Here is a 20,467-nt window from a genome sequence, read left to right as displayed (position 1 = left end):
GCGTCACGCGGTAAATGGAAACAGCTGAAACGGATCGTTTCGAAACCACCGGATAAGCAGCGCAGCAGCGCGCGCACCCGTGCGGTTTCCGTTGACAGCGCCACCGCATTTCCGTGAGGAAGCCGGCATGCGTCTGCCCGATCTCGAAGCCTGGGCGATTTTCGCCAGCGTCGTCGAACACCGTTCGTTCAGCGGGGCGGCCGACGCGATCGGCGTTTCGAAGGCGACCGTCTCCAAGGCGGTGACCCGGCTCGAGGCGCATCTCGGCCAATCGCTGTTCCACCGCACCTCGCGCCGGCTGACGCTTACCGAGAATGGCAAGGGCCTCGCCGAGCATGCCGCGCGCATCCTCGCCGAAGCGGTCGCGGCCGAGGAAGCCGCGCACGATGCCGCCACCGCGCCGACCGGGCTGGTCAAGCTCAGCGCGCCGATGACGCTGGGGCTAGCGTGGATCGCACCGCTCGTCGCCGAGTTCCTGGCGAGCAACCCGGGGCTCGAGATCGAGCTCAACCTGTCCGACGCCAAGGTCGACATCGTTGCCGAGGGCTTCGACATCGCCTTGCGGATCGCCGCGCTGCCCGACAGCTCGCTGCGCGCGCGCCGGCTCGGCCCGATCTCCGTTCATGTCGTCGCCTCGCCCGCCTATTTCGACCGCGCCGGCCGCCCGACGCACCCCGCGCAGCTCGGCGAGCATCCCTGTTTCGGCTACACCAACGTCAATGCGCCATGGCGTTTCTTTGGTCCCGATGGCGCCGAAGCGGCGCTGCGTCCGCAGGGACCGCTATCGTCGAACAACGGCGACGCACTGCTGCCGGCGCTGCGCGCGGGGCTCGGCATTGCCTTGCTGCCCGATTTCATCGTCGGCGCCGATCTTGCCGCGGGCACGCTCGAGGCGGTGCTGACCGACTGGCACGGTCCGCCCGTCGCGCTGCACCTGATGACGCCGCCGAGCCCGCTGCGGCCGGCGCGGGTCGAAGCGTTGATGGACTTCCTGACCGAACGGCTGCGACCGCTCTGCGCGGCTGCGGCGTGAAGCGGCTCGCTCCCGACGCCGACGACGCCCGCTTCATCCGCCGAGTCCTGATCGTCATCGTCATCGCGGCGATCGCCGCTGCGGTCTGGCGCGCGAGCGACCTGCTGATCCTCGCCTTCGGCTCGATGCTCGGCGCAGTCGCGATCCGCGCGCTGGCCGATCTGTACGGCACGCGCGTGACCAAGCGCGCCGCGATGCCGCTCGCGGTGTTCACCGTGCTGGCGGTGATCGGCTTTCTCGGCTGGCTGTTCGGCGTGCAGTTCGCACAGCAGATCAACGCGCTCGTCACGCAACTGCCCGATCTGCTCTAGCAGCTCTCGGCCTGGCTGTCGCAGTCGCCGGTCGGCGCGAAGATCGTCGAGGCGGTCAAGGCCGCCTTCGCCGGGTCGCGCGTCGCGCGCGACATCGGCGGGTTACTCAGCGGCGGTGCCGAGCTGGTGCTCAACTGCATCCTGTTGCTGGTCGGCGCGCTGTTCTTCGCCGCAGATCCCGCCGTCTATCGTCGCGGCGCCTTGCTGCTGGTGCCGCCCTCGGTCCGCCCCGCCTTTGCCGATGCGCTCGACGACGTCGGCACCACGCTTCGGCTGTGGCTGCGCGCCGAGTTGATCGGAATGACCTCGATGGGCGTGCTGGTCGGCGGCGGGCTGTGGATCGCGGGCGTGCCCTCGGCCGCTGCGCTCGGCCTGCTCGCCGGTTTGAGCGAGTTCGTGCCCTATGTCGGGCCGACCGCGGCGATGCTCCCGGCGCTCGGCATCGCCGCGACCGCGGGGACCGGGCCGCTGATCGGCACGCTGGTCACCTATGCGGTGGTGCGGATGATCCAGACCAACTTCATCACGCCGGTCGTGCAAAGCCGGGTGACCGACATCCCGCCGGCAATCACCGTGTTTGCGATCATCGCGATCGGCTTCGTCTTCGGGCTGTTCGGCCTGTTCTTCTCGGCCGCCTTGCTGGTCGTGATCTACACGCTGGTGCGCAGCCTCTATCTCCGCGACGTCCTGGGCGAAGACCTGAGCGATCCGGAGTCTCCGCTGCCATAGTACGCGACTCGCGGATACAGGCCGCTTAATATGAAATTAACCTTTTGCCTTCATCACTGATCAGGTTAATGGTTTATGTCAGGCAAGTCGGGCCGCAGGGAGCACCGATCGGCTGACGAAAAACGGGGACCGCCCAGATGCGCGTATTGCTGATCGAGGACGAGCCGACGACCGCGAAGGCGATCGAGCTCATGCTGACGACCGAAGGGTTCAACGTCTACAAGACCGATCTCGGCGAAGAAGGCCTCGATCTGGGCAAGCTGTACGATTACGACATCATCCTGCTCGACCTCAATTTGCCCGACATGCACGGCTATGACGTGCTCAAGAAATTGCGCGTCGCGCGCGTCCAGACACCGGTGCTGATCCTGTCGGGCATCAACGAGATGGACAGCAAGGTCCGCAGCTTCGGCTTCGGCGCTGACGATTACGTCACCAAGCCGTTCCACCGCGAAGAGCTCACCGCGCGCATCCACGCCGTCGTCCGCCGCTCGAAGGGGCACAGCCAGTCGGTCATCCGCACCGGCAAGCTTGCGGTCAATCTCGACGCCAAGACGGTCGAAGTCGATGGCGCGCGCGTGCATCTGACCGGCAAGGAATATGCGATGCTCGAGCTGCTCTCGCTGCGCAAGGGCACCACACTGACCAAGGAAATGTTCCTCAACCACCTCTACGGCGGGATGGACGAGCCCGAGCTCAAGATCATCGACGTGTTCATCTGCAAGCTGCGCAAGAAGCTGTCGATGGCATGTAACGGTGAAAATTATATCGAGACCGTCTGGGGCCGCGGCTATGTTTTGCGCGAATCCGACGAAGTTGGCACGGCTATCGCCGAAGTCGCCTGATCCACTCCGTTTCCCTACCCCGGCGCGCCGGGGTCCGGGCCGCGACATCGGGGGGTGTCGCGGCCCTTTTACTGTCAGTTACTTCCGGCTCCACACCCGCGCACCACCGACCCAGGTCTGCTCGACCTTGGTCGCGCGCAATTCGGTCGGGCTGGCGAGCAGCGGGTCGCGGTCGACGAGGATGAAGTCGGCGCGCTGGCCCACGCCCAGCCGCCCGAATTTGTCCTCGGCAAAACCGGCATAGGCCGCAGCCCCCGTGTACGCCCACCACGCCTGTTCGCGCGAGACGCGCTCGTCCGGGCGCCAGCCGCCGAACGGCTGCCCGTCGGCATCCTGCCGCGTGAACGCCGCTGCCCAGCCGGCGAATGGATCGGGCTTCTCGACCGGATAATCCGACCCGAACGCCAGCGTCGCGCCATTGCGCAGCATCGACGCCCAGGCATAGGCGCCGGCGAGCCGGTCGGTGCCCAATCGCGCCTCGGCCATCGCACGGTCGCTGGTCTGGTGCATCGGCTGCATCGAGGCGATGACGCCATTCTTGCCGAACCGCGGCAGGTCGGCGGGGTCGACGATCTGCGCATGTTCGATCCGCCAGCGCCGATCGCCCTTGTAGGTACCGCTCATGTCGTCGATCGCATCGAGCACCTCGGCATTGGCGCGGTCGCCGATCGCATGCACGGCGACCTGATAATGGTCGAGCGCGGCGCGGCTCATATAGTTGCGGATCACGTCGTCCGACAGGAAGCCCGCGCCCGACTGGCCCGGCGCATCGCTATACGGCTTCTTGAGCCACGCGCCGCGCGACCCGAGCGCGCCGTCGGCATAGAGCTTGACCCCGCCCATCCGCAGCTTGTCGTCGTACAGCCACGGCGTCGGCCCGGCGCCGCCGATCCGCACCGCGGTATCGACGCCCATCGCATAGCTCATGATCCGCACGCGCAGATTGCCGACGTCGCCGGTGCGACGGAACGACAGCCAGTCGTCCATCTCGGTGCCCATGTCGGCGGTCGCGGTGATGCCGTAGCTGAGCAGGATCTCCTGCGCCTTGAGGAAGGCGAAGTCGCGCTCCTTGGGGAGCGGTTGCGGCACGACCTTGGCGACCAGCGCCTGCGCCGCATCGACGAACACCCCGCTCGGCTGCACGCCGGTCTTCTCGATCCGCCCGCCCGCCGGCGACACCGATTTGGCGGTGATGCCAGCGGCCTTGAGCGCGGCGCTGTTGCCCCAGCTGGCATGGCCGTCGGCGCGCGACAGCCAGACCGGCCGATCGCTCACCACGCCGTCGAGATCAGCCGCGGTCGGGAAGCGGCCGAGCCCCCACACTTCCTGGTTCCAGCCGCCGCCGACGATCCACTTCTTCTCGGGGTTGGCCGCGGCATAGGCCGCGATCCGCGCCTTCGCCTCGTCGAGCGACTTCGCGCCCGACAGATCGAGCTCGATCGCGCGGAAGCCCAGTTCCATCACATGGCCGTGCGCATCGATGAAGCCCGGCAGCAGCACCTTGCCCTTCTCGTCGGCGCGCCAGTCGAGCTTGGCGGGGCGCTTGTCGCTGTCGGAGAGCAGTCTCGCCACCTTGCCGTCGGGCGTGATCAGCAGGCCGGTGAAGCGCACGACCTTGCCATCCTTGTCGAGCGTGACGCCGTTGACGTTGTCGATCAGCGCATCGGCGTGCGCCGCGGGTGCGCTCAGCCCCACGGAGAGCAGCACGGCCGCCGAAATTCCGGCGCGACGAAGAAGGTAAGCTACGGTCATGGCATCGAACGTCCCAGATTTGCTCCTCGCGATAAGCAATGTTCCTTCGCCGCGCCAGATGGTCTAGGCGACCACGCTATGGCTACCCATCTCCGCTCCGCGCCCGACACCCTTTCCGTCACGCTTGCCGACGTCCAGGCGGCGCACGGCCGCATTGCCGATCAGATCGTGCGGACGCCGACCTTCATTTCCAAGACGCTGTCCGAGCTGACCGGCGCGACGGTCTATCTGAAGTTCGAAAACCTCCAGTTCACCGCGGCGTATAAGGAGCGCGGCGCGCTCAACACGCTGCTGCAGCTGCCCGCGGGTACCACCGGCGTGATCGCCGCCTCGGCCGGCAACCATGCGCAGGGCCTGGCGTATCACGCGAATCGGCTCGGCATCCCTGCGACGATCGTGATGCCGACCAACACGCCGATCGTGAAGGTCACGCAGACCGAGGGGCATGGCGCCACCGTCGTGCTGCACGGCGACACGTTCGACGCCGCCTACGCGCATGCGCGCGAGCTCGAGGCCGAGTGCGGGCTGACCTTCGTCCACCCGTTCGACGACGTCCGCGTCATCGCCGGGCAAGGCACCGTCGCGATCGAGATGCTGCAGGACGTGCCGAGCATCGACACCTTCCTCACCCCGATCGGCGGCGGCGGCCTCATCTCGGGCATGTCGGTGGTGGCGGCAGCGGCCGATCATCCGATCGAAGTGATCGGCGTCGAGGCCGAGCTCTACCCCTCGATGTACAACCGCCTCAACGGCACCGACATGCCGTGCGCGGGCGATACGCTGGCCGAGGGCATCGCCGTCAAGGAGCCGGGGGCGATCACCGCGGTGCTGGTCAAGGCGCTGGTCGACGACATCGTTTTGGTCAGCGAACGCAATCTCGAGCGCGCGGTCAGCCTGCTGCTGCAGATCGAGAAGACCGTGGTCGAGGGTGCCGGTGCCGCCGGGCTCGCCGCGCTGCTGCAGCATCCCGAGCGCTTTTCGGGCAAGACCGTCGGCATCGTGCTGTGCGGCGGCAACATCGACACGCGGCTGCTCGCCAACGTGCTGCTGCGCGATCTTGCGCGTTCGGGGCGGCTCGCACGGTTGCGGATCCGGTTGCAGGACCAGCCCGGCGCGTTGTTCAACGTCGCGCGGATCTTCGATGCGCAGCGCGTCAACATCCTCGAACTGTCGCACCAGCGCATCTTCACTAAATTGCCGGCGAAGGGGCTGTTTCTCGACGTCGAGTGCGAAACGCGCGATCGCGCGCATCTCGATCGCCTGATCGAGGCGCTCGGCGTCGCCGGCTATGTCGTGAGCACCGTCGAACTCGCGTGACGAAGCGAATCTGGCGTGCGGCAGGCCGAGTCCCGCGACTCTAGCGCGGGGACCCTTATAGGTGCATTTTGACGTCCACAGCGCAAAAGCTGGCGGTCGGTTACGTGTTAACCACCTTTGTTGGTAAATCCGCTTTTCATCACGTTTCGGACGATTCATAACGGCGGCGCGCGGCCGCGGCGATCACGGCGAAAACGATCAATAGGGACGATATCGCGGTGACTGCGCCATTCCGATTTCCGAGATTTTTCGTCACCAGCCCGTCCCCCTGCCCCTATTTGCCCGGTCGCCAGGAACGTAAGGTGTTCACCGAGTTGCGTGGCGAGCAAGCGGGCGATCTCAACGATGCCCTTGGCCGCATCGGCTTTCGCCGCAGCCAGTCGGTTGCCTATCGCCCGAGCTGCTCGGGCTGCACCGCCTGCGTTTCTGTCCGCGTCGTTGCGTCCGAGTTCGAGCCCAATGCGACGCAACGCAAGCAGATCCGCAAAAATGCCGATGTCGAGGTTTCGGCGTGCCGTCCGTGGGCGACCGACGAACAGTTCCAGCTGCTGCGGCGCTACCTCGCGTCGCGCCACCCCGGCGGCGGGATGGCCGAGATGGACGAGGGCGATTATGCCGACATGGTCGAGCATTCGCCGGTCAACAGCTTCATCGTAGAATATCGCGAGCCGTCGCTGCATGGCGAACGCGGCAAGCTGATCGGCGCCTGCCTGACCGACCAGCAGGCCGATGGCCTGTCGATGATCTACAGCTTCTTCGACGCCGACGCCGTCGATCGCCCCGGCCTCGGCAACCTGATCATCATGGATCATATCCTGCGCGCGCGCGCCGCCGGCCTACCCTACGTCTATCTCGGGTACTGGGTGAAGGGATCGCCCCGCATGGCCTACAAGATCCGCTACCGCCCGATCGAGGTGCTCGGCCCGCGGGGCTGGAGCGTGCTGATCGACGAGGATGCGGTCTATGCGCCACCGGCGGAGAAATATGCGATCATGGCTGAACAGCTGGTCGCCACACCCTGAGCTCTAGTGCCTGCGGCTATTGCCCGCCGCTATTGGCCATTCGCCCGATCGACGTGGAGGTCGACGTCGAGCAACTCCTCGCCCTCGCCGAGCCGTGATCCCGCCACCGGCGCCGCCCCGGCCGAATCGAGCGCCACCGCTACCCGCACATACGCCTCGTCGGCACACAGGCCGGTGCACGGATCGAAGGCCACCCAGCCAAGACCGGACACATGCGCCTCGGCCCAGCCATGCGGCGCGGGGCGTCCGTCCTCGACATCGATGCAGGCCGGGCTGTAGCCGGAGACGTAGCGCGCCGGCACCGCGATCGCGCGCGCGGCGGCGACGAACAATTGCGCCAGGTCGCGCGAACTGACCGAACCTTCCGCAAACGCCTCGATCGCAGTCCGCCCGGCAACCGGGCGCCCGCGATCGAGCTTGAAGCGGCGGTGCAATGCGCCGTTGAGCGCATGCAGCCGCGCGACCGGATCGATCTCGCTCAGCGCCTGCGCGAAGTCGGTGATCTCGGCATCCGCGGTCGTCAACGGTGTCGTGCGCAGAAACAGCGCCGGCGGCAGCGGTTCGTGGCCACCGTGGACGATCCCGTTCGAACGGTTGGTCAGCACCTCGCCTGACACCGCGATCTCGATGCTTTCGATCGGTCCTTCGACATACAGCATCGTCGTGCGATTGCCGAAGCCGTCGCGCCCGACGCGCAGCCGCGCGTCGCAATCGACGTGAAGGTTCCACGTCGCGACCGATTGGTCGTGCGTGTCTTCGGGCGTCAATCGGAGCAATTGGGTCAGCCGCGCCTGCGGGCTGGTGAAGCGATACGTCGTGCGATGATCGACCGCCAATCTCATGCTCAGGCCCCGTCCATCAGGTAAACTTGAACTGGCGACCGACCGCCATGTGCAGATTATCATTTTCGGCGATGAAACTCTGCAGATATTGGTGCAGGCCACGCGCGATCACCTCGCCCGAGCGCGTCCGCGCCAGCCGCTGGTGGCGATTGCGCGCCATGCGGTCAGCCTCGCCGTGCAGCCCGGTGCGCTTGGCAAGCAGGTTGAGAATGTCGACCGCTTCCTCGACCGACGCCGCGAGGCTGCGCGGCAGCTCCGACCGCGCGATCAGCAAGTCGATCACGTTGGCGGGCTTCAATCCTTCGGAATAGAGCCAGCGATAGGCCGTGACGGCCGACACGGTCTGGAGGATCGTCGTCCACTGGTCGCGATCGACAACGCCGCCGACCGACTCGCCCTTGGGCAGCAGGATATGATATTTGACGTCGAGCAGCCGCGCGGTGTTGTCCGCGCGTTCGATCGCCTGCCCCAGCCGGATGAACCAGGTCGTCTGGTTGCGCAGCATGCGGTGGATCGCGCCTTCGAAGCCGCGTGTCTCGGCCTTGACCTGCTCGACCAGGTTGAGTGTCGCCATCGCGCCGCCCGGGCTCGCGCGATTGTCGAAGATCAGCCAGGCGCGATTGATCCCGGTCCAGGCCTCTTTGGTCAGCGCGGTGCGGACCGCACGCGCATTGTTGCGCGCCATGTCGAGCGACCGCACGATCGACCCGGCATGGCTCGAATCGACCGTCAGGAAGCGCGCGACCGGGCCTTGCGAGATGCTCTGGCCGGTCGCGGCGAAGGCCTTGTCGGTTTCGGTCACGGCGAGCGCCGACGCCCACGCCGCCTCGCCCGCCGGGCGCGGCGAGAGCACGTCGAGCCTCACGGTGGCCTCGACCAGCCGCGCAATGAAGTCGGTCCGCTCTACATAGCGGCCGAGCCAATAGAGCGAGGAAGCAGTACGGCTCAGCATCCAAAATCCTCCCCGGCACGGGGAGGGGGACCGCCAGCCTTCTTCAGGCTGGTGGTGGAGGGGGACCGCCGCAGGGGGAACGTTTGCGGGACGCCCCCTCCTCCATTTTCCCGAAAGAGGCAAAATGGTTCCGCCCCCCGTGCAGGGGAGGATCTAAGAGCGGCGCTCACGCCCCCTGCTCCTGCGTCTGGGTCTGCGACCGGAGCGGTGCCTCGCCGCCGCCAGCACCATTGTCCATCAGCACGAAGCTGTCCTTCGTCCCGCCCCCCTGCGAGGAATTCACCACCAGCGATCCCTCCTTGAGTGCCACGCGCGTCAATCCGCCGGGAACGACCTGCACACCCTTCGATCCGGTGAGGACGAACGGCCGGAAATCGACATGGCGCGGCGCCAGCCCGGTATTGGCCAGCGTCGGCACCGTGGACAGCGCGAGCGTCGGCTGCGCGATGTAGCGGTGTGGCTCGGCGATCAGCGCGGCGCGGAAGGTTTCGATCTCGGCCTTGGTCGCGGTCGGCCCGACCAGCATTCCGTACCCGCCCGACCCGTCGACCAGCTTGACGACGACGTCCGCGAGATTGTCGAGCACATACTTCAGCGCCTGCGGTTCACGGCAGCGCCACGTCTCGACGTTTGGCAACTTGGCCTCGCCGCCCGAATAGAATTTCACGATCTCGGGCATGTAGGAATAGATCGCCTTGTCGTCGGCGATGCCATTACCCGGCGCGTTGATCAGCGCGACATTCCCCGCCGCATAGGCCGCGATAAGCCCGGGAACGCCGAGCATCGAATCCGCCCGGAACACCAGGGGGTCGAGATAATCGTCGTCGATCCGGCGGTAGATCACGTCGACCTTCACGCGACCGGCGATCGTCCGCATCCACACAATATCGTCGTCGACGACGAGATCGGCCGCCTCGACCAGCTCGATTCCCATCGAATCGGCAAGGAAACTGTGTTCGTAATAAGCCGAATTGAAATGACCCGGCGTCAGCACGACGCAGACCGGGGCGGCGACCCCTACCGGCGCGACCGATTTCATCGTCTCGAGCAGGCGATCGGGATAGCTGTCGACCGCCGCGACGCGGAAATCGCGGAACAGTTCGGGACACAGCCGCAGCATCGCCTCGCGATTTTCGAGCATGTAGCTCACCCCCGAGGGCGTGCGCGCATTGTCCTCGAGCACGAAGAAATCGTCGGGCCCGGTGCGCACCAGATCGATGCCGCAGATATGCGCCCAGATGTCGTGCGGCGGGCGGATGCCGGCGATCTCGGGGCGGAACTGCGGATTGCCGAAGATCAGGTCGGGCGGCAGCACGCCTTCGGCGAGGATTCGACGTTCGCCGTAAATGTCGTGGAGGAAGGCGTTGATCGCCTCGACGCGTTGGACGAGACCGGCCGACAGCCGTTCCCACTCGTCCGCCAGGAAGATGCGCGGGACGATGTCGAAGGGAATGATCCGCTCGCTCGCATCGCTGTCGCCATAGACCGCAAAAGTGATGCCGAGCTGCCGGAAGGTCGCCTCTGCCGACTGTTGCCGGCGGCGCAGCTCGGCGTCGGGCGTGCCTTCGATCCACGCGCCCAGCGCGGCGAGCTCATCGCGCGGCGTGGTCGAGCCCGCCTGCCCCATAATCTCGTCAAACGCCGGTCGTGTCCCCATCGAACGGTAAAGCCCCCAAATACCTCTTGGGTTCCATGCTGCGATGGATTGTTGCGCCGCACAAGCGCCGCTGAAAAGAAATCTGCTGTCTAGCGCGTGCGGTCCCGCGCCAACGCGCTGGCAAAGGCGCGCCGCGCCTCCGCCACCAGATGCGGGAGCATCGCTGGATCGACGAACGCGTCCGCCGCCCCCGCATCCCGACGCCTGGCCTGGCCGAGCAAACCGACCTGGTCGGGGTGCATCGGCAGGACGATGTCGGCGGGCAGCGCCGCCAGCCGATCCAGGCTGCGGCGATAATCGCCGACGATGCCGGGATAGGCGCGATTGCCGATCAGGCGATTGCCCGCGACCGTCACGCTGCACGGGAACACCACGGTCAACCGCCGTCCGCGCTCGACCACCGGCATCGTCCAGGTCGTGCAGCCCGGCGTATGCCCCGGTGTCAGCACCGCGGTGAGCGCCACGCGACCGACGCGGACCTGTTCGCCATCGCGCACGATCCGGTCGACCGGGACCGGTGCGAAGCGGGTATGGCCGTTCTCATTGTCGGCCTCGTGCCGGCCGCGGCGCAGCGCTGGCGCATCTCCAGCCGAGGCGACGAGCTTGGCGCCGCTCCAGCGGCGCAGTTCAGCAAACGCCGCGGCATGGTCGAAATGTGCATGCGAATTGAGGATCCATCGGATCTGCTGCGGCCGCACGCCGATCGTCGCGAGATTGCGTTCGACCAGCCCGGCGCTCTGCGCCAGCGGCCCGCTCACCAGGATCGTGCCGTCGCGCGTAACGATCGCATAGACGCCGAGCCCCTTCGTTCCGACATACCAGACCGGCCCGGCAATATGGAACGGTGGGGTCGCTTGCGACCAATCGGGCGGCGACTGCGCAAGCGCCGCCCCGCTCCCGAACAGCAGGACCGCCAGGCAGGCGAGCAAGCGCGCGATCATAGTGCCGCCAGCATCCCCGATGTCAGCACCTGCGGCAAGACGCGCGGTTCGGCCGCGCCCGGCGCGTAATAGAGGTACAGCGGCACCCCCGCACGGTTATGTGCCTCGATGAAGCGGCCCATCGTCGCATCGCCATTGGTCCAGTCGCCGAGCAGCACCGCGACCTTGTGATCGGCGAAGCTTTTGCGCGTCGCATCGGTCTCGATCGCGGCCTTTTCGTTGACCTTGCACGTCAGGCACCAGTCGGCAGTGAAATAGACGAACACCGGCCGACCCGCCTTGCGCAACGCCTCGAGCCGCGCTTCGGTGAAGGGCTCGCTGCCGGCTTCCGCCACCGCCGCCTGCGCCGGCGCGCGCGACACGAGCGCCGCGCCGCCGACCGTCACGATCAGCAGCGCGAGCAACGCGCCCCAGCCGAACGCCAGCCCGCGTGCCTGGCGCCGCCCGCCGATCCACAGCGCAAAGCCTGCAAACAGCGCCGCGCCGAGCCCGAGTATCAGGCCGTTGACCCCCGCCTGCCGCCCGAGCACCCACGCGAGCGCAAGCGCGGTCAGCCACATCGGCACCGACAGGATGTGGCGGAAGGTCTCCATCCACGCACCGGGCTTGGGCAGCCGCTTGCGCAACGCCGGCACGAAGCCGAGCGCGAGGAACGGGATCGCAAGCCCGAGCCCCAGCCCCGCGAACACCGCGAGCGCCGCCGGCCATGGCAGCACCAGTGCGGCCCCCAGCGCTGCGCCCATGAACGGCCCGGTGCACGGCGTCGCGATGAACGCCGCGAGCGCACCGGTCGCGAACGCGCCGCCCGCCCCGCCCGAGCGGTTGACGAATTGCGGCGTCGGGATCTCGAACAGCCCGCCAAGGTTGAGCGACAGCGCCACCGTCAGCAGCAGCAGCACGACGATCGCGCGCGGATCCTGTAGCTGGAATGCCCAGCCGACCGCGGTGCCGCCAGCGCGCAAAGCAAGGATCGCCGCGCCAAGCCCGACGCACACCGCGACGACGCCGCCGGTGTAGGCCAGCGCCTCGCGGCGCGCCGCGCCCTCGTCGAGATGGCCGCGCGCGAGGCTCAGCGCCTTGAGGCTGAGAATCGGGAAGACGCACGGCATGATGTTGAGGATCAACCCGCCAAGCATCGCACCAGCAAAGGCAATCAGCGTTGCCGTCAATACGCCGCCGGCGGGCCCGGTCGACGTGGCCACCGTCGCGGCGACGGTGCCGGCATTGGCGGTCACGCGCAGCCCCTGCTGCGCGCCGATCTGCAGCACGCCGACGAGCGGCCCTGCCCCGCCGGCCGCGCCGGCCTTGGTCTCGACGATCAGCCGATCGCCATCCTGCGTCACGCTCTGCGGCGCGTTATAATCAAGCAAACCGGTGGTGACCGGGTAGAAATAGGCATCCCTGGGCACGGCGCCGGCCGGATAGGGAATCGCGATCCGGATTCGGCCGTTGCTCGCCTGGAAGGTGCCATTCGCATCAAGCGGCTTGGGCACCGCGCGGCGCCATGCGTCGAAACGCGCCTGCGTGTCGGGCGCGATCGCGCCGTCGCCAACGGTCAGCGTAAGCGACAGATCGGCCGCTTCGGGCACGCACACCGTCGCGGAGCAGACGAGATAGGTCGTATGCAGTGTGATCGGCAGCGCGGTCCCGGCAGCAAGACCCGCCGGCACCTTGAGCGTGACGAGCGGCGCATAGGGCTTTTCGAACACATAGTTCATCAGATCGGCGACGACGAGCCGCCCCGGCACCGGATAGACCGGCTCGCTCGCGGTCACGCCCTTGGGCAGTTTCCATTCGAGCTTGGCCGAGAAGCCCGCGTCACCCGGGTTCTCCCAATAGCCGTGCCAGCCCGCCTCGGGCACCGTCGCCAGCGCGACCGTGACGGTCGACCCGGCCGCCGGCGTCGTGCTCTCCGCCACCAGCGTGATCGCCAGGTGATGCGCGCCCGGCGCGCCGATCGGGCCACCGTCAGCTTGCACGACGCTTGCCGTCAGCAACGCCAGAACCGTCATCAAGCCGAAATGAAACCAGCGCATCCGCACATCCTTGTAGGTCGCGCGCACCAAGGGCATAGCTCGCGCGGGGTCAAGTATATGGCGCGGAGATCACCGATGAAACGACAGGCTTCCCTCTTGGCGATGGCGCTCGCGCTGCTGTCGGCCCCGCTTTCGGCGAAAGAGGCTGCGCCGTTCACCCCGCCCGCGACCGCGCCGAAACTGATCGTCGTCATCTCGGTCGACCAATTCTCCGCCGATCTGTTCGCCGAATATCGCAAGAGCTTCACCGGCGGGTTCGCACGGCTGCAGCAGGGCGGCGTCTTCCCGAGCGGCTATCAGAGCCACGCCGCGACCGAGACCTGCCCCGGTCATTCGACGATCCTGACCGGCTTCCGCCCCGAACATACCGGCATCATCGCCAACAACTGGACCGACCTCGGCGTCGCCCGCGCCGACAAGGTGGTCTATTGCGCCGAGGACGAGACCGTCCCCGGCACCACCCATGACGGCCAGTACACCGTGTCCGACAAGCACCTCCTCGTCCCCACGCTCGGCGAGCGGATGAAGGCCGCCAATCCGGCGATCCGCGTCGTCTCGGTCGCAGGCAAGGATCGCGCCGCGGTGATGATGGGCGGCCATAACGTCGACGAGCTCTGGTGGTGGAACGGCAAGGCGTTCGTCAGCTATGCCGGCCGCGCCACCCCCGCCGTCGTCGCGCGCGCCAATGCCGCGACCGCCGCGAACATCGCCGCGCCGCAAGCCGCGCTCGACGTGCCCGAGGTCTGCAAGCCGCACGACCGCGCCGTGCAACTCGGTGGCGGCAAGACGGTCGGCGCAGGGCATTTCGAGCGCGCCGCGGGCAGCGCCACGGGCTTCCGCGCCTCGCCCGCCTTCGACGGCGCGATCGTCGCGCTGGCCGCGGGGCTCGTCCAGGATATGAAGCTCGGGCAAGGGCCGACCACCGACATCATCGACGTCGGCGCCTCGGCGACCGATTATATCGGCCACACTTATGGCACCGAGGGTGCCGAGATGTGCATCCAGCTCCAGCAACTCGACGCGACGCTCGGCTCGTTCTTCCAGGTGCTCGATTCGACCGGCGTCGATTATGAGGTCGTCCTCACCGCCGATCATGGCGGCAACGACATTCCCGAACGCGAAGTCGATGCCGGGCTCCCTGCGGCGCAGCGCGCCAAGATAACGCTCGCCCCCGCGATCGCTGGTAAAGAGATCGCGACCAAGCTCGGCATCGCCAAGCCCGTGCTGTTCGGCGACATCCCCAATGGCGACGTCTATATCGCCAAGGACCTGACGCCCGCCCAGCACAAGGCGGTCGAGGCTGCGGCAATCGCTTATTACAAGGCGGCGCCGCAAGTCGCCGATGTGTTCACCGCTGCCCAAATCCGCGCGACGCCGAGCCCCAAGGGACCGCCGGAGAAATGGACCATGCTCGAGCGCGCGCGTGCCTCATTCCGTACCGGGCGTTCGGGCGACCTGCTCGTCTTTCTCCAGCCGCGCGTGACCCCGATCCCGAGCGCGGCGAGCGGCTATATCGCGACGCACGGCAGCCCGTATGACTATGATCGCCGCGTCCCGATCCTGTTCTGGCGCAAGGGGATGAGCGGGTTCGAACATACAGGCGGCGTCGAGACGGTCGATATCGCGCCCACGCTCGCGCACCAGATCGGCCTGCCGCTGACCGCGCCGAAGGTGGATGGGCGGTGTCTCGATCTGACGCAGGCCGGCGCGCCATGTCGCTAAACCTCGCGCTGCGTCGCGTGATCCTGTTCACGCACAACATCGCGGTGATGCGCGATTTCTATCGCGACGTAATCGGCTTGACCATCCTCGAGGAAGACGAGGGCTGGGTCGATTTCGCCGCCGGTGGGTGCAACATCGCGCTTCACGCCGCCGGTACGCCGGGCAAGACCGGCGCGGGCGCCAACGCGCCGCACAAGCTGGTGTTCTTTGCCGCCGACGTAGCGGCTGCCCGCGCCGCTTTGCTCGCGCGCGGGGTCCCCATGAAGGCGCTCGGCAGCGACGGCGCACTGCAGCTTTGCGACGGGGCGGACCCGGACGGCAACCGCATCCAGATCTCGAACCGCGCCTAGCGCACCTCGTACGACCGGATACCCGGTCCCAGCCGGTTGGCGCCGATCGCGAGCTGGTCGCCGCTCATATTGGCGACGAACGCCGGATTGGTCGGCGCGCCGGGCGCCAGGCTCGCATCGTTATCCTCGATCCGCAGGCCGGCAGCGCTGTAGGTCTTGGCTTCGGCCGAAACGACGATCAGCCCGCTATGGTTCTCCTTGTGCGCCCCTTGCACGAAGGTGTTGCGCGCGATCAGCCCGGTGGCGCCCTGCGACAGGTCGATCATATAGTTGGTCTTGCTACCCTTGGTGTCGTCGAAGCTGTTGTCGGTGATCGTCACGTGCGGCGTGCGCAGCTTGACGTAATGCCCGCCGGTGCCGCGCTCGAAGCGCGAATTGGTCACCGTCACCGATCCGAGATTGGCGAGATAGATGCTGTGCGAGCAGCTCGGCGTGATGTCGCACTGGCCGAGCCCGGCAAAGGTCGAATGGTCGATCGTGATTTTCTGGCCGTTGAGCTGACCTCCCAGGATGCCCTCCTGATTGTCGATGAACATCGAATTGCGCACGACGAGATCGCCGACCTCGCTACGAATCCCCGCACCATTGCCGTCGCCGACCGCGATCTTGCGGAAGACGATGCCATCGACCACCGAGCTTTGCCCGCGCAGGACGAATGCCGCCTTGTCCTCGCACGCCGTGCCCTCGAAGATCGCGGTGCCCGGCGTTACCGCCTTAAAGGTGATGTGACCGCCCGACTGGATCGTGCACTGGTGGTAGACGCCGGGCGCGATCAGGATCGTCGCGGTCCGCATGCGGATCGACTGGACCGCCTCGTCGATCGTCTGAAAGCCTTGGCCCGTGCCCTCAATGGTGAAGGGCGCGCGCTGCTGCGCGGCGGCAGGGGCGGCGATCGCGATGGCGAGCAGGGGTAGAATGCGACGCATTGGGCTGGCTCCTTTGCGCAGCACGATGCCCGCGCAAAGGCCAGGGGGGAAGGCTAATTGAGGGTTAACCCTCCGCGCTCGTCAGTCCAGATTGGGACGCAACCAGCGTGTCGCGGTCGCGAGATCGACCCCGCGACGCGTCGCATATTCCTCGAGCTGGTCGGGCCCGACGCGCGCTACGCCAAAATATTCTGCCTGCGGATGGCCGAAGTAGAAACCGGAGACCGCCGCGGTCGGCAACATCGCAAAGCTCTCGGTCAGCGTGATGCCCGTCGCGTCGGTTGCGCCGAGCAGCTCGAACAGCATCGGCTTCTCGCTGTGATCGGGACAGGCCGGATAGCCCGGCGCCGGGCGGATGCCGCGATACTGCTCGCGGATCAGCGCCTCGTTGGTGAGTTGCTCGCCCTCGGCATAGCCCCACAATTCGGTGCGGACATGCTGGTGAAGCCGCTCGGCGAACGCCTCGGCAAGACGGTCGGCAAGCGCCTTCAGTAGGATGTCGGAATAGTCGTCATTATCGGCCTTGAAGCGCGCGAGGTGCGCATCGATGCCGTGCCCGGCCGTGACCGCGAAGCCGCCGATCCAGTCGCCTGCCGGATCGATGAAATCGGCGAGGCACATATTGGCGCGCCCCTCGCGCTTGGCGATCTGCTGGCGCAGGAAGGGTATGCGGACGCTCGCCTCGTGCGTGCGATCCAGGTTGGGCGTGTGGAGGTCGGCCGGGAAGGTCGCGCCGTCGGGGCTGCGCTGCGCGTCGGCATGGCTGGTATAGATGAAGACGTCATCGCCATCGCGGTGGCACGGCCACAAGCCGGCGACACCCTTGGCGGTCAGCCATTTCTCGGCGATGATCTGGTCGAGCATCTTCTGCGCATCGGCGAACAGCGACGTCGCACTCTCCCCAACCACCGCATCGGTCAGGATCGCCGGGTAATTCCCCGCCAGCTCCCACGCGCGGAAGAACGGCGTCCAGTCGATCAGCTCGCGCAGATCGGCGAGATCCCAATCCTCGAACACATGCACGCCCGGCTGCTTTGGTGCTTCGGGCTTGAGCGCCATGTCGGCCGGGAACGCATTGGCGCGCGCCGCCTCGATCGGGATCAACTCGCTCTGCCCCTTATTGGCGCGCGCGATCCGCACCGCTTCATATTCGTCGGCGGTCTTCTGGACGAAATCGTCGCGGATCGTGTCGCTGACGAGCGTCGAGGCGACCCCGACCGCGCGGCTCGCGTCGAGCACATGCACGACCGGCCCGTCATAAGCGGGCGCGATGCGCAGCGCGGTATGGACCTTCGAGGTGGTAGCGCCGCCGATCAGCAGCGGCATCGTCATCCCTGCCCGCTTCATCTCCTCGGCGACGGTCACCATCTCGTCGAGCGAGGGCGTGATCAGGCCGGACAGGCCGATCATGTCGGCGTCATTCTCCTTGGCCGACTTCAGGATGTCCGACCACGGCACCATCACGCCCATGTCGACCACATCGAAGCCGTTGCACTGGAGCACGACGCCGACGATGTTCTTGCCGATATCGTGCACGTCGCCCTTCACGGTCGCCATGATGATCTTGCCCTTGCCGCGCGCGCCGGGCTCCTTCGCCGCCTCGATGAAGGGAAGCAGATGCGCCACCGCCTTCTTCATCACGCGGGCGCTCTTCACCACCTGCGGCAAGAACATCTTGCCCGATCCGAATAGGTCGCCGACGACGTTCATCCCGTCCATCAGCGGGCCCTCGATCACCTCGATCGGCCGCGCGAACAGCTGGCGGCACTCCTCAGTATCCTCGACGACATGCGCGTCGATGCCCTTGACCAACGCATATTCGAGCCGCTTGCCGACATCGAGGCTGCGCCATTCGGCCGCGGCTTTCTCGGCCACCGCATCGGTGCCCTTGAAGCTCTCGGCCATCGCGATCAGCCGCTCTGTCGCGCCGTCGTCGCTATTGAGGATGACGTCCTCGCACGCCTGGCGCAGCTTTGGGTCGATCGCGTCGTAAATGTCGAGTTGGCCGGCATTGACGATCGCCATGTCGAGCCCGGCGGGGATCGCATAATAGAGGAACACCGAGTGCATCGCGCGGCGCACCGGCTCGTTGCCGCGGAAGCTGAACGACAGGTTCGACAGCCCGCCCGAGATATGCGCGTGCGGGCAGCGTGCTTTGATGTCGCGGCACGCCTCGATGAAGTCGACGGCGTAATTGTTATGCTCCTCGATCCCCGTCGCGACCGCGAAGATGTTGGGATCGAAGATGATGTCCTCGGGCGGGAAGCTGATCTCCATCAGCAGGTCATACGCCCGGCCGCAGATCTCGAGCTTGCGCGCACGCGTGTCGGCCTGCCCGACGGTGTCGAACGCCATCACCACTACCGCGGCGCCGTAGTTCATCACCTTGCGCGCCTGGGCGAGGAACTGGTCTTCGCCTTCTTTCATGCTGATCGAATTGACGATCGGCTTGCCCGAGACGCACTTGAGCCCCGCCTCGATCACCGACCATTTCGAGCTGTCGACCATGAACGGGATGCGCGCGATGTCGGGCTCGGCGGCGATCAGCTTGAGGAACGTCGTCATCGCATATTCGGCGTCGAGCAGGCCCTCGTCCATGTTGACGTCGAGCACCTGCGCGCCGCTCTCGACCTGCTGGCGCGCGACCTCGACCGCGGCGGGGTAGTCGCCCGCCATGATCAGCTTCTTGAAGCGCGCCGAGCCGGTGACGTTGGTGCGCTCACCGATATTGACGAAATTGGTGGAGGAGGTCGTGTTCGTCATTTTGCCTGCTTCTCCCTCTCCCGCTTTCGCGGGAGAGGGTTGGGGTGAGGGTCTTCTTCTGCGCGACGCAGGACCCAGTTAAAAATATAGCAGAAGAAGAAGGCCCTCACCCGACCTCTCCCGCATGCGGGAGAGGCGAAGAAGGCGTATTGGGCGTTACGCCGCCATCGTCATCGGTTCGAGCCCGGCGAGCCGCGTCACCACCGGCGGCACCGGCAGCGCGCGCGGGGTGAGCTGCGCCACCGCCTTGGCGATCGCCGCGATATGCGCCGGGGTCGACCCGCAGCACCCGCCGAGGACATTGACCTGCGCGTTGGCCGCCCATTCCCGCACGAGGCCCGCAGTGGTCGACGGCTGCTCGTCATATTCGCCGAGCTCGTTGGGCAGCCCGGCATTGGGATAGACCATGATCAGCGTATCGCAGATGTCCGACAGCGTCCGCACATGCGGCCGCAGCTGCTCGGCACCGAACGAGCAATTGAGCCCGATCGTCACCGGCTTGGCATGCCGCACCGCGTGCCAGAACGCCTCGACGGTATGCCCAGACAGGTTGCGCCCCGAAAGATCGGTCAGCGTCATCGACAGCATGATCGGCACGTCGCGACCGAGATCGTCCGAGGCCTCGAGCACCGCCATGATCCCGGCCTTGGCGTTCAAGGTGTCGAACACCGTCTCGATCAGGATGAAATCGGCGCCCCCCTCGATCAACGCGTCGACCTGTTCGCGATACACGTCCTTCAGATAATCGAAATCGATCTCGCGGAAGCCCGGATCGTTGACGTCGGGGCTGAGCGACAAGGTCTTGTTGGTCGGCCCGACCGCACCCGCGACGAAGCGCGGGCGGCCGTCCTTCGCCTGGAACTCGTCGGCCAGCCGGCGGGCGAGCTTCGCGCTCTCGACATTGATCTCGCGCACGAGATGCTCGGCGGCATAATCGGCCTGGCTGATGCGGTTTGCCGAGAAGGTGTTGGTCTCGGCGATATCCGCACCGGCCTCGAAATAGGCGCGATGGATCGCCTCGGGCACCTCGGGCTTCGTCAGCGCGAGGATGTCGTTATTGCCCTTCTGGTCCTTGGCAAGGCCGAGGTCGCCGGCATAATCGGCCTCGGACAGCTTCCAGTTCTGGATCTCCGTCCCGAACGCGCCGTCGGTAATGAGGATGCGCTTGGCGGCTTCGGCGAGGAAGGTCTGGCGGGTGGTCATGATCTTGTTCCTTCTAAGCCCCTTCCCTTCAGGGGAGGGGTTGGGGTGGGGAAGTCCGGCAAGCCG

The 20,467-nt window shown here is 66.7% G+C and carries 18 protein-coding genes; 8 read left to right on the top strand and 10 right to left on the bottom strand.

All coding sequences use genetic code 11. The features are described from left to right. Positions 1-127: 127 nt before the first annotated feature. Both U1872_RS00335 and U1872_RS00330 read left to right on the top strand, forming a co-directional pair. Complete coding sequence (locus U1872_RS00335) at positions 128-1,033, top strand: LysR family transcriptional regulator (RefSeq protein WP_332790899.1); 906 nt, start codon at positions 128-130, stop codon at positions 1,031-1,033. Next, a complete protein-coding gene (locus U1872_RS00330) occupies positions 1,030-1,344 on the top strand; it encodes a hypothetical protein (protein ID WP_332790898.1) in 315 nt (104 codons plus the stop codon). The genes U1872_RS00335 and U1872_RS00330 overlap by 4 nt, the downstream gene beginning before the upstream one ends. On the opposite strand, the gene U1872_RS00325 is transcribed toward U1872_RS00330, so the two are convergent. Beyond that, the gene (locus U1872_RS00325; RefSeq protein ID WP_332790897.1) at positions 1,341-1,478 is read right to left on the bottom strand and encodes a hypothetical protein; all 138 of its coding nucleotides are present in this window, start codon (positions 1,476-1,478) and stop codon (positions 1,341-1,343) included. The genes U1872_RS00330 and U1872_RS00325 overlap by 4 nt on opposite strands. Between U1872_RS00325 and U1872_RS00320 the strand changes: the two genes are divergently transcribed. Continuing rightward, positions 1,438-2,073 (top strand): AI-2E family transporter, encoded by a 636-nt coding sequence (locus tag U1872_RS00320; protein ID WP_503654081.1) that lies wholly within the window; start codon positions 1,438-1,440, stop codon positions 2,071-2,073. The two genes, U1872_RS00325 and U1872_RS00320, sit on opposite strands and share 41 nt — an antisense overlap. 137 nt (positions 2,074-2,210) lie before the next feature. Then, positions 2,211-2,918, top strand: a complete 708-nt coding sequence (gene ctrA, locus U1872_RS00315; protein ID WP_332790895.1) for a response regulator transcription factor CtrA — start codon at positions 2,211-2,213, stop codon at positions 2,916-2,918. Between the two features lie 78 nt (positions 2,919-2,996). Here the strand turns inward: ctrA and U1872_RS00310 are convergent, their stop codons facing one another. Next, entirely contained in the window at positions 2,997-4,670 is a 1,674-nt protein-coding gene (locus tag U1872_RS00310; protein ID WP_332790894.1) for an amidohydrolase, read from the bottom strand. A gap of 78 nt (positions 4,671-4,748) precedes the next feature. On the opposite strand from U1872_RS00310, the gene U1872_RS00305 reads away from it, so the two are divergent. Together U1872_RS00305 and U1872_RS00300 are read left to right on the top strand one after the other, a co-directional pair. Next, positions 4,749-5,987 (top strand): threonine ammonia-lyase, encoded by a 1,239-nt coding sequence (locus U1872_RS00305; protein WP_332790893.1) that lies wholly within the window; start codon positions 4,749-4,751, stop codon positions 5,985-5,987. 218 nt (positions 5,988-6,205) lie between these two features. Then, positions 6,206-7,009, top strand: coding sequence for an arginyltransferase (locus U1872_RS00300; RefSeq protein ID WP_332790892.1), 804 nt, complete (start codon positions 6,206-6,208; stop codon positions 7,007-7,009). Between the two features lie 29 nt (positions 7,010-7,038). Here the strand turns inward: U1872_RS00300 and U1872_RS00295 are convergent, their stop codons facing one another. The 5 genes from U1872_RS00295 to U1872_RS00275 all read right to left on the bottom strand — a co-directional run bounded on the left by U1872_RS00295 (position 7,039) and on the right by U1872_RS00275 (position 13,437). Next, entirely contained in the window at positions 7,039-7,851 is an 813-nt protein-coding gene (locus tag U1872_RS00295; protein WP_332790891.1) for a transglutaminase family protein, read from the bottom strand. 16 nt (positions 7,852-7,867) lie between these two features. Further along, positions 7,868-8,803: an alpha-E domain-containing protein gene (locus tag U1872_RS00290; protein ID WP_332790890.1), complete on the bottom strand. Its 936-nt coding sequence runs from the start codon at positions 8,801-8,803 to the stop codon at positions 7,868-7,870. 166 nt (positions 8,804-8,969) lie between these two features. Next, the gene (locus tag U1872_RS00285; protein ID WP_332790889.1) at positions 8,970-10,460 is read right to left on the bottom strand and encodes a circularly permuted type 2 ATP-grasp protein; all 1,491 of its coding nucleotides are present in this window, start codon (positions 10,458-10,460) and stop codon (positions 8,970-8,972) included. A gap of 89 nt (positions 10,461-10,549) precedes the next feature. Beyond that, positions 10,550-11,401, bottom strand: coding sequence for a subclass B3 metallo-beta-lactamase (gene bla, locus U1872_RS00280; RefSeq protein WP_332790888.1), 852 nt, complete (start codon positions 11,399-11,401; stop codon positions 10,550-10,552). Continuing rightward, positions 11,398-13,437, bottom strand: coding sequence for a protein-disulfide reductase DsbD family protein (locus tag U1872_RS00275; RefSeq protein ID WP_332790887.1), 2,040 nt, complete (start codon positions 13,435-13,437; stop codon positions 11,398-11,400). Before U1872_RS00275 ends, bla begins: the two co-directional genes overlap by 4 nt. A gap of 102 nt (positions 13,438-13,539) precedes the next feature. Here U1872_RS00275 and U1872_RS00270 point away from each other — a divergent pair, with 102 nt between their 5' ends. After that, complete coding sequence (locus tag U1872_RS00270) at positions 13,540-15,159, top strand: alkaline phosphatase family protein (protein ID WP_443025323.1); 1,620 nt, start codon at positions 13,540-13,542, stop codon at positions 15,157-15,159. Then, a complete protein-coding gene (locus tag U1872_RS00265; RefSeq protein ID WP_332790885.1) occupies positions 15,150-15,509 on the top strand; it encodes a VOC family protein in 360 nt (119 codons plus the stop codon). Before U1872_RS00270 ends, U1872_RS00265 begins: the two co-directional genes overlap by 10 nt. Here U1872_RS00265 and U1872_RS00260 read toward each other — a convergent pair. The 3 genes from U1872_RS00260 to U1872_RS00250 all read right to left on the bottom strand — a co-directional run bounded on the left by U1872_RS00260 (position 15,506) and on the right by U1872_RS00250 (position 20,401). Further along, positions 15,506-16,435, bottom strand: coding sequence for a right-handed parallel beta-helix repeat-containing protein (locus U1872_RS00260; protein ID WP_332790884.1), 930 nt, complete (start codon positions 16,433-16,435; stop codon positions 15,506-15,508). The genes U1872_RS00265 and U1872_RS00260 overlap by 4 nt on opposite strands. Positions 16,436-16,516: 81 nt before the next feature. Further along, positions 16,517-19,198, bottom strand: coding sequence for a methionine synthase (gene metH / locus U1872_RS00255; protein ID WP_332790883.1), 2,682 nt, complete (start codon positions 19,196-19,198; stop codon positions 16,517-16,519). Positions 19,199-19,354: 156 nt separating this feature from the next. Continuing rightward, on the bottom strand, positions 19,355-20,401 hold the full coding sequence (locus tag U1872_RS00250; protein WP_332790882.1) for a homocysteine S-methyltransferase family protein: 1,047 nt from the start codon (positions 20,399-20,401) through the stop codon (positions 19,355-19,357). Positions 20,402-20,467: the final 66 nt, after the last annotated feature.

This window comes from Parasphingomonas frigoris (assembly GCF_036663815.1).
Lineage (GTDB): Bacteria > Pseudomonadota > Alphaproteobacteria > Sphingomonadales > Sphingomonadaceae > Sphingomonas.
Note: the sequence above shows the minus strand (reverse complement) of the source record. Positions and strands in the feature narration are given on the sequence as shown.

Coding starts and splice junctions, on each gene's coding strand:
- U1872_RS00260 (WP_332790884.1), bottom strand. CDS start 16,435: ATGCGTCGCATTCTACCCCTGCTCGCCATCGCGATCGCCGCCCCTGCC.
- U1872_RS00290 (WP_332790890.1), bottom strand. CDS start 8,803: ATGCTGAGCCGTACTGCTTCCTCGCTCTATTGGCTCGGCCGCTATGTA.
- U1872_RS00275 (WP_332790887.1), bottom strand. CDS start 13,437: ATGCGCTGGTTTCATTTCGGCTTGATGACGGTTCTGGCGTTGCTGACG.
- metH (WP_332790883.1), bottom strand. CDS start 19,198: ATGACGAACACGACCTCCTCCACCAATTTCGTCAATATCGGTGAGCGC.
- U1872_RS00270 (WP_443025323.1), top strand. CDS start 13,540: ATGGCGCTCGCGCTGCTGTCGGCCCCGCTTTCGGCGAAAGAGGCTGCG.
- bla (WP_332790888.1), bottom strand. CDS start 11,401: ATGATCGCGCGCTTGCTCGCCTGCCTGGCGGTCCTGCTGTTCGGGAGC.
- U1872_RS00285 (WP_332790889.1), bottom strand. CDS start 10,460: ATGGGGACACGACCGGCGTTTGACGAGATTATGGGGCAGGCGGGCTCG.
- U1872_RS00305 (WP_332790893.1), top strand. CDS start 4,749: ATGGCTACCCATCTCCGCTCCGCGCCCGACACCCTTTCCGTCACGCTT.
- U1872_RS00250 (WP_332790882.1), bottom strand. CDS start 20,401: ATGACCACCCGCCAGACCTTCCTCGCCGAAGCCGCCAAGCGCATCCTC.
- U1872_RS00295 (WP_332790891.1), bottom strand. CDS start 7,851: ATGAGATTGGCGGTCGATCATCGCACGACGTATCGCTTCACCAGCCCG.
- ctrA (WP_332790895.1), top strand. CDS start 2,211: ATGCGCGTATTGCTGATCGAGGACGAGCCGACGACCGCGAAGGCGATC.
- U1872_RS00310 (WP_332790894.1), bottom strand. CDS start 4,670: ATGACCGTAGCTTACCTTCTTCGTCGCGCCGGAATTTCGGCGGCCGTG.
- U1872_RS00265 (WP_332790885.1), top strand. CDS start 15,150: ATGTCGCTAAACCTCGCGCTGCGTCGCGTGATCCTGTTCACGCACAAC.
- U1872_RS00335 (WP_332790899.1), top strand. CDS start 128: ATGCGTCTGCCCGATCTCGAAGCCTGGGCGATTTTCGCCAGCGTCGTC.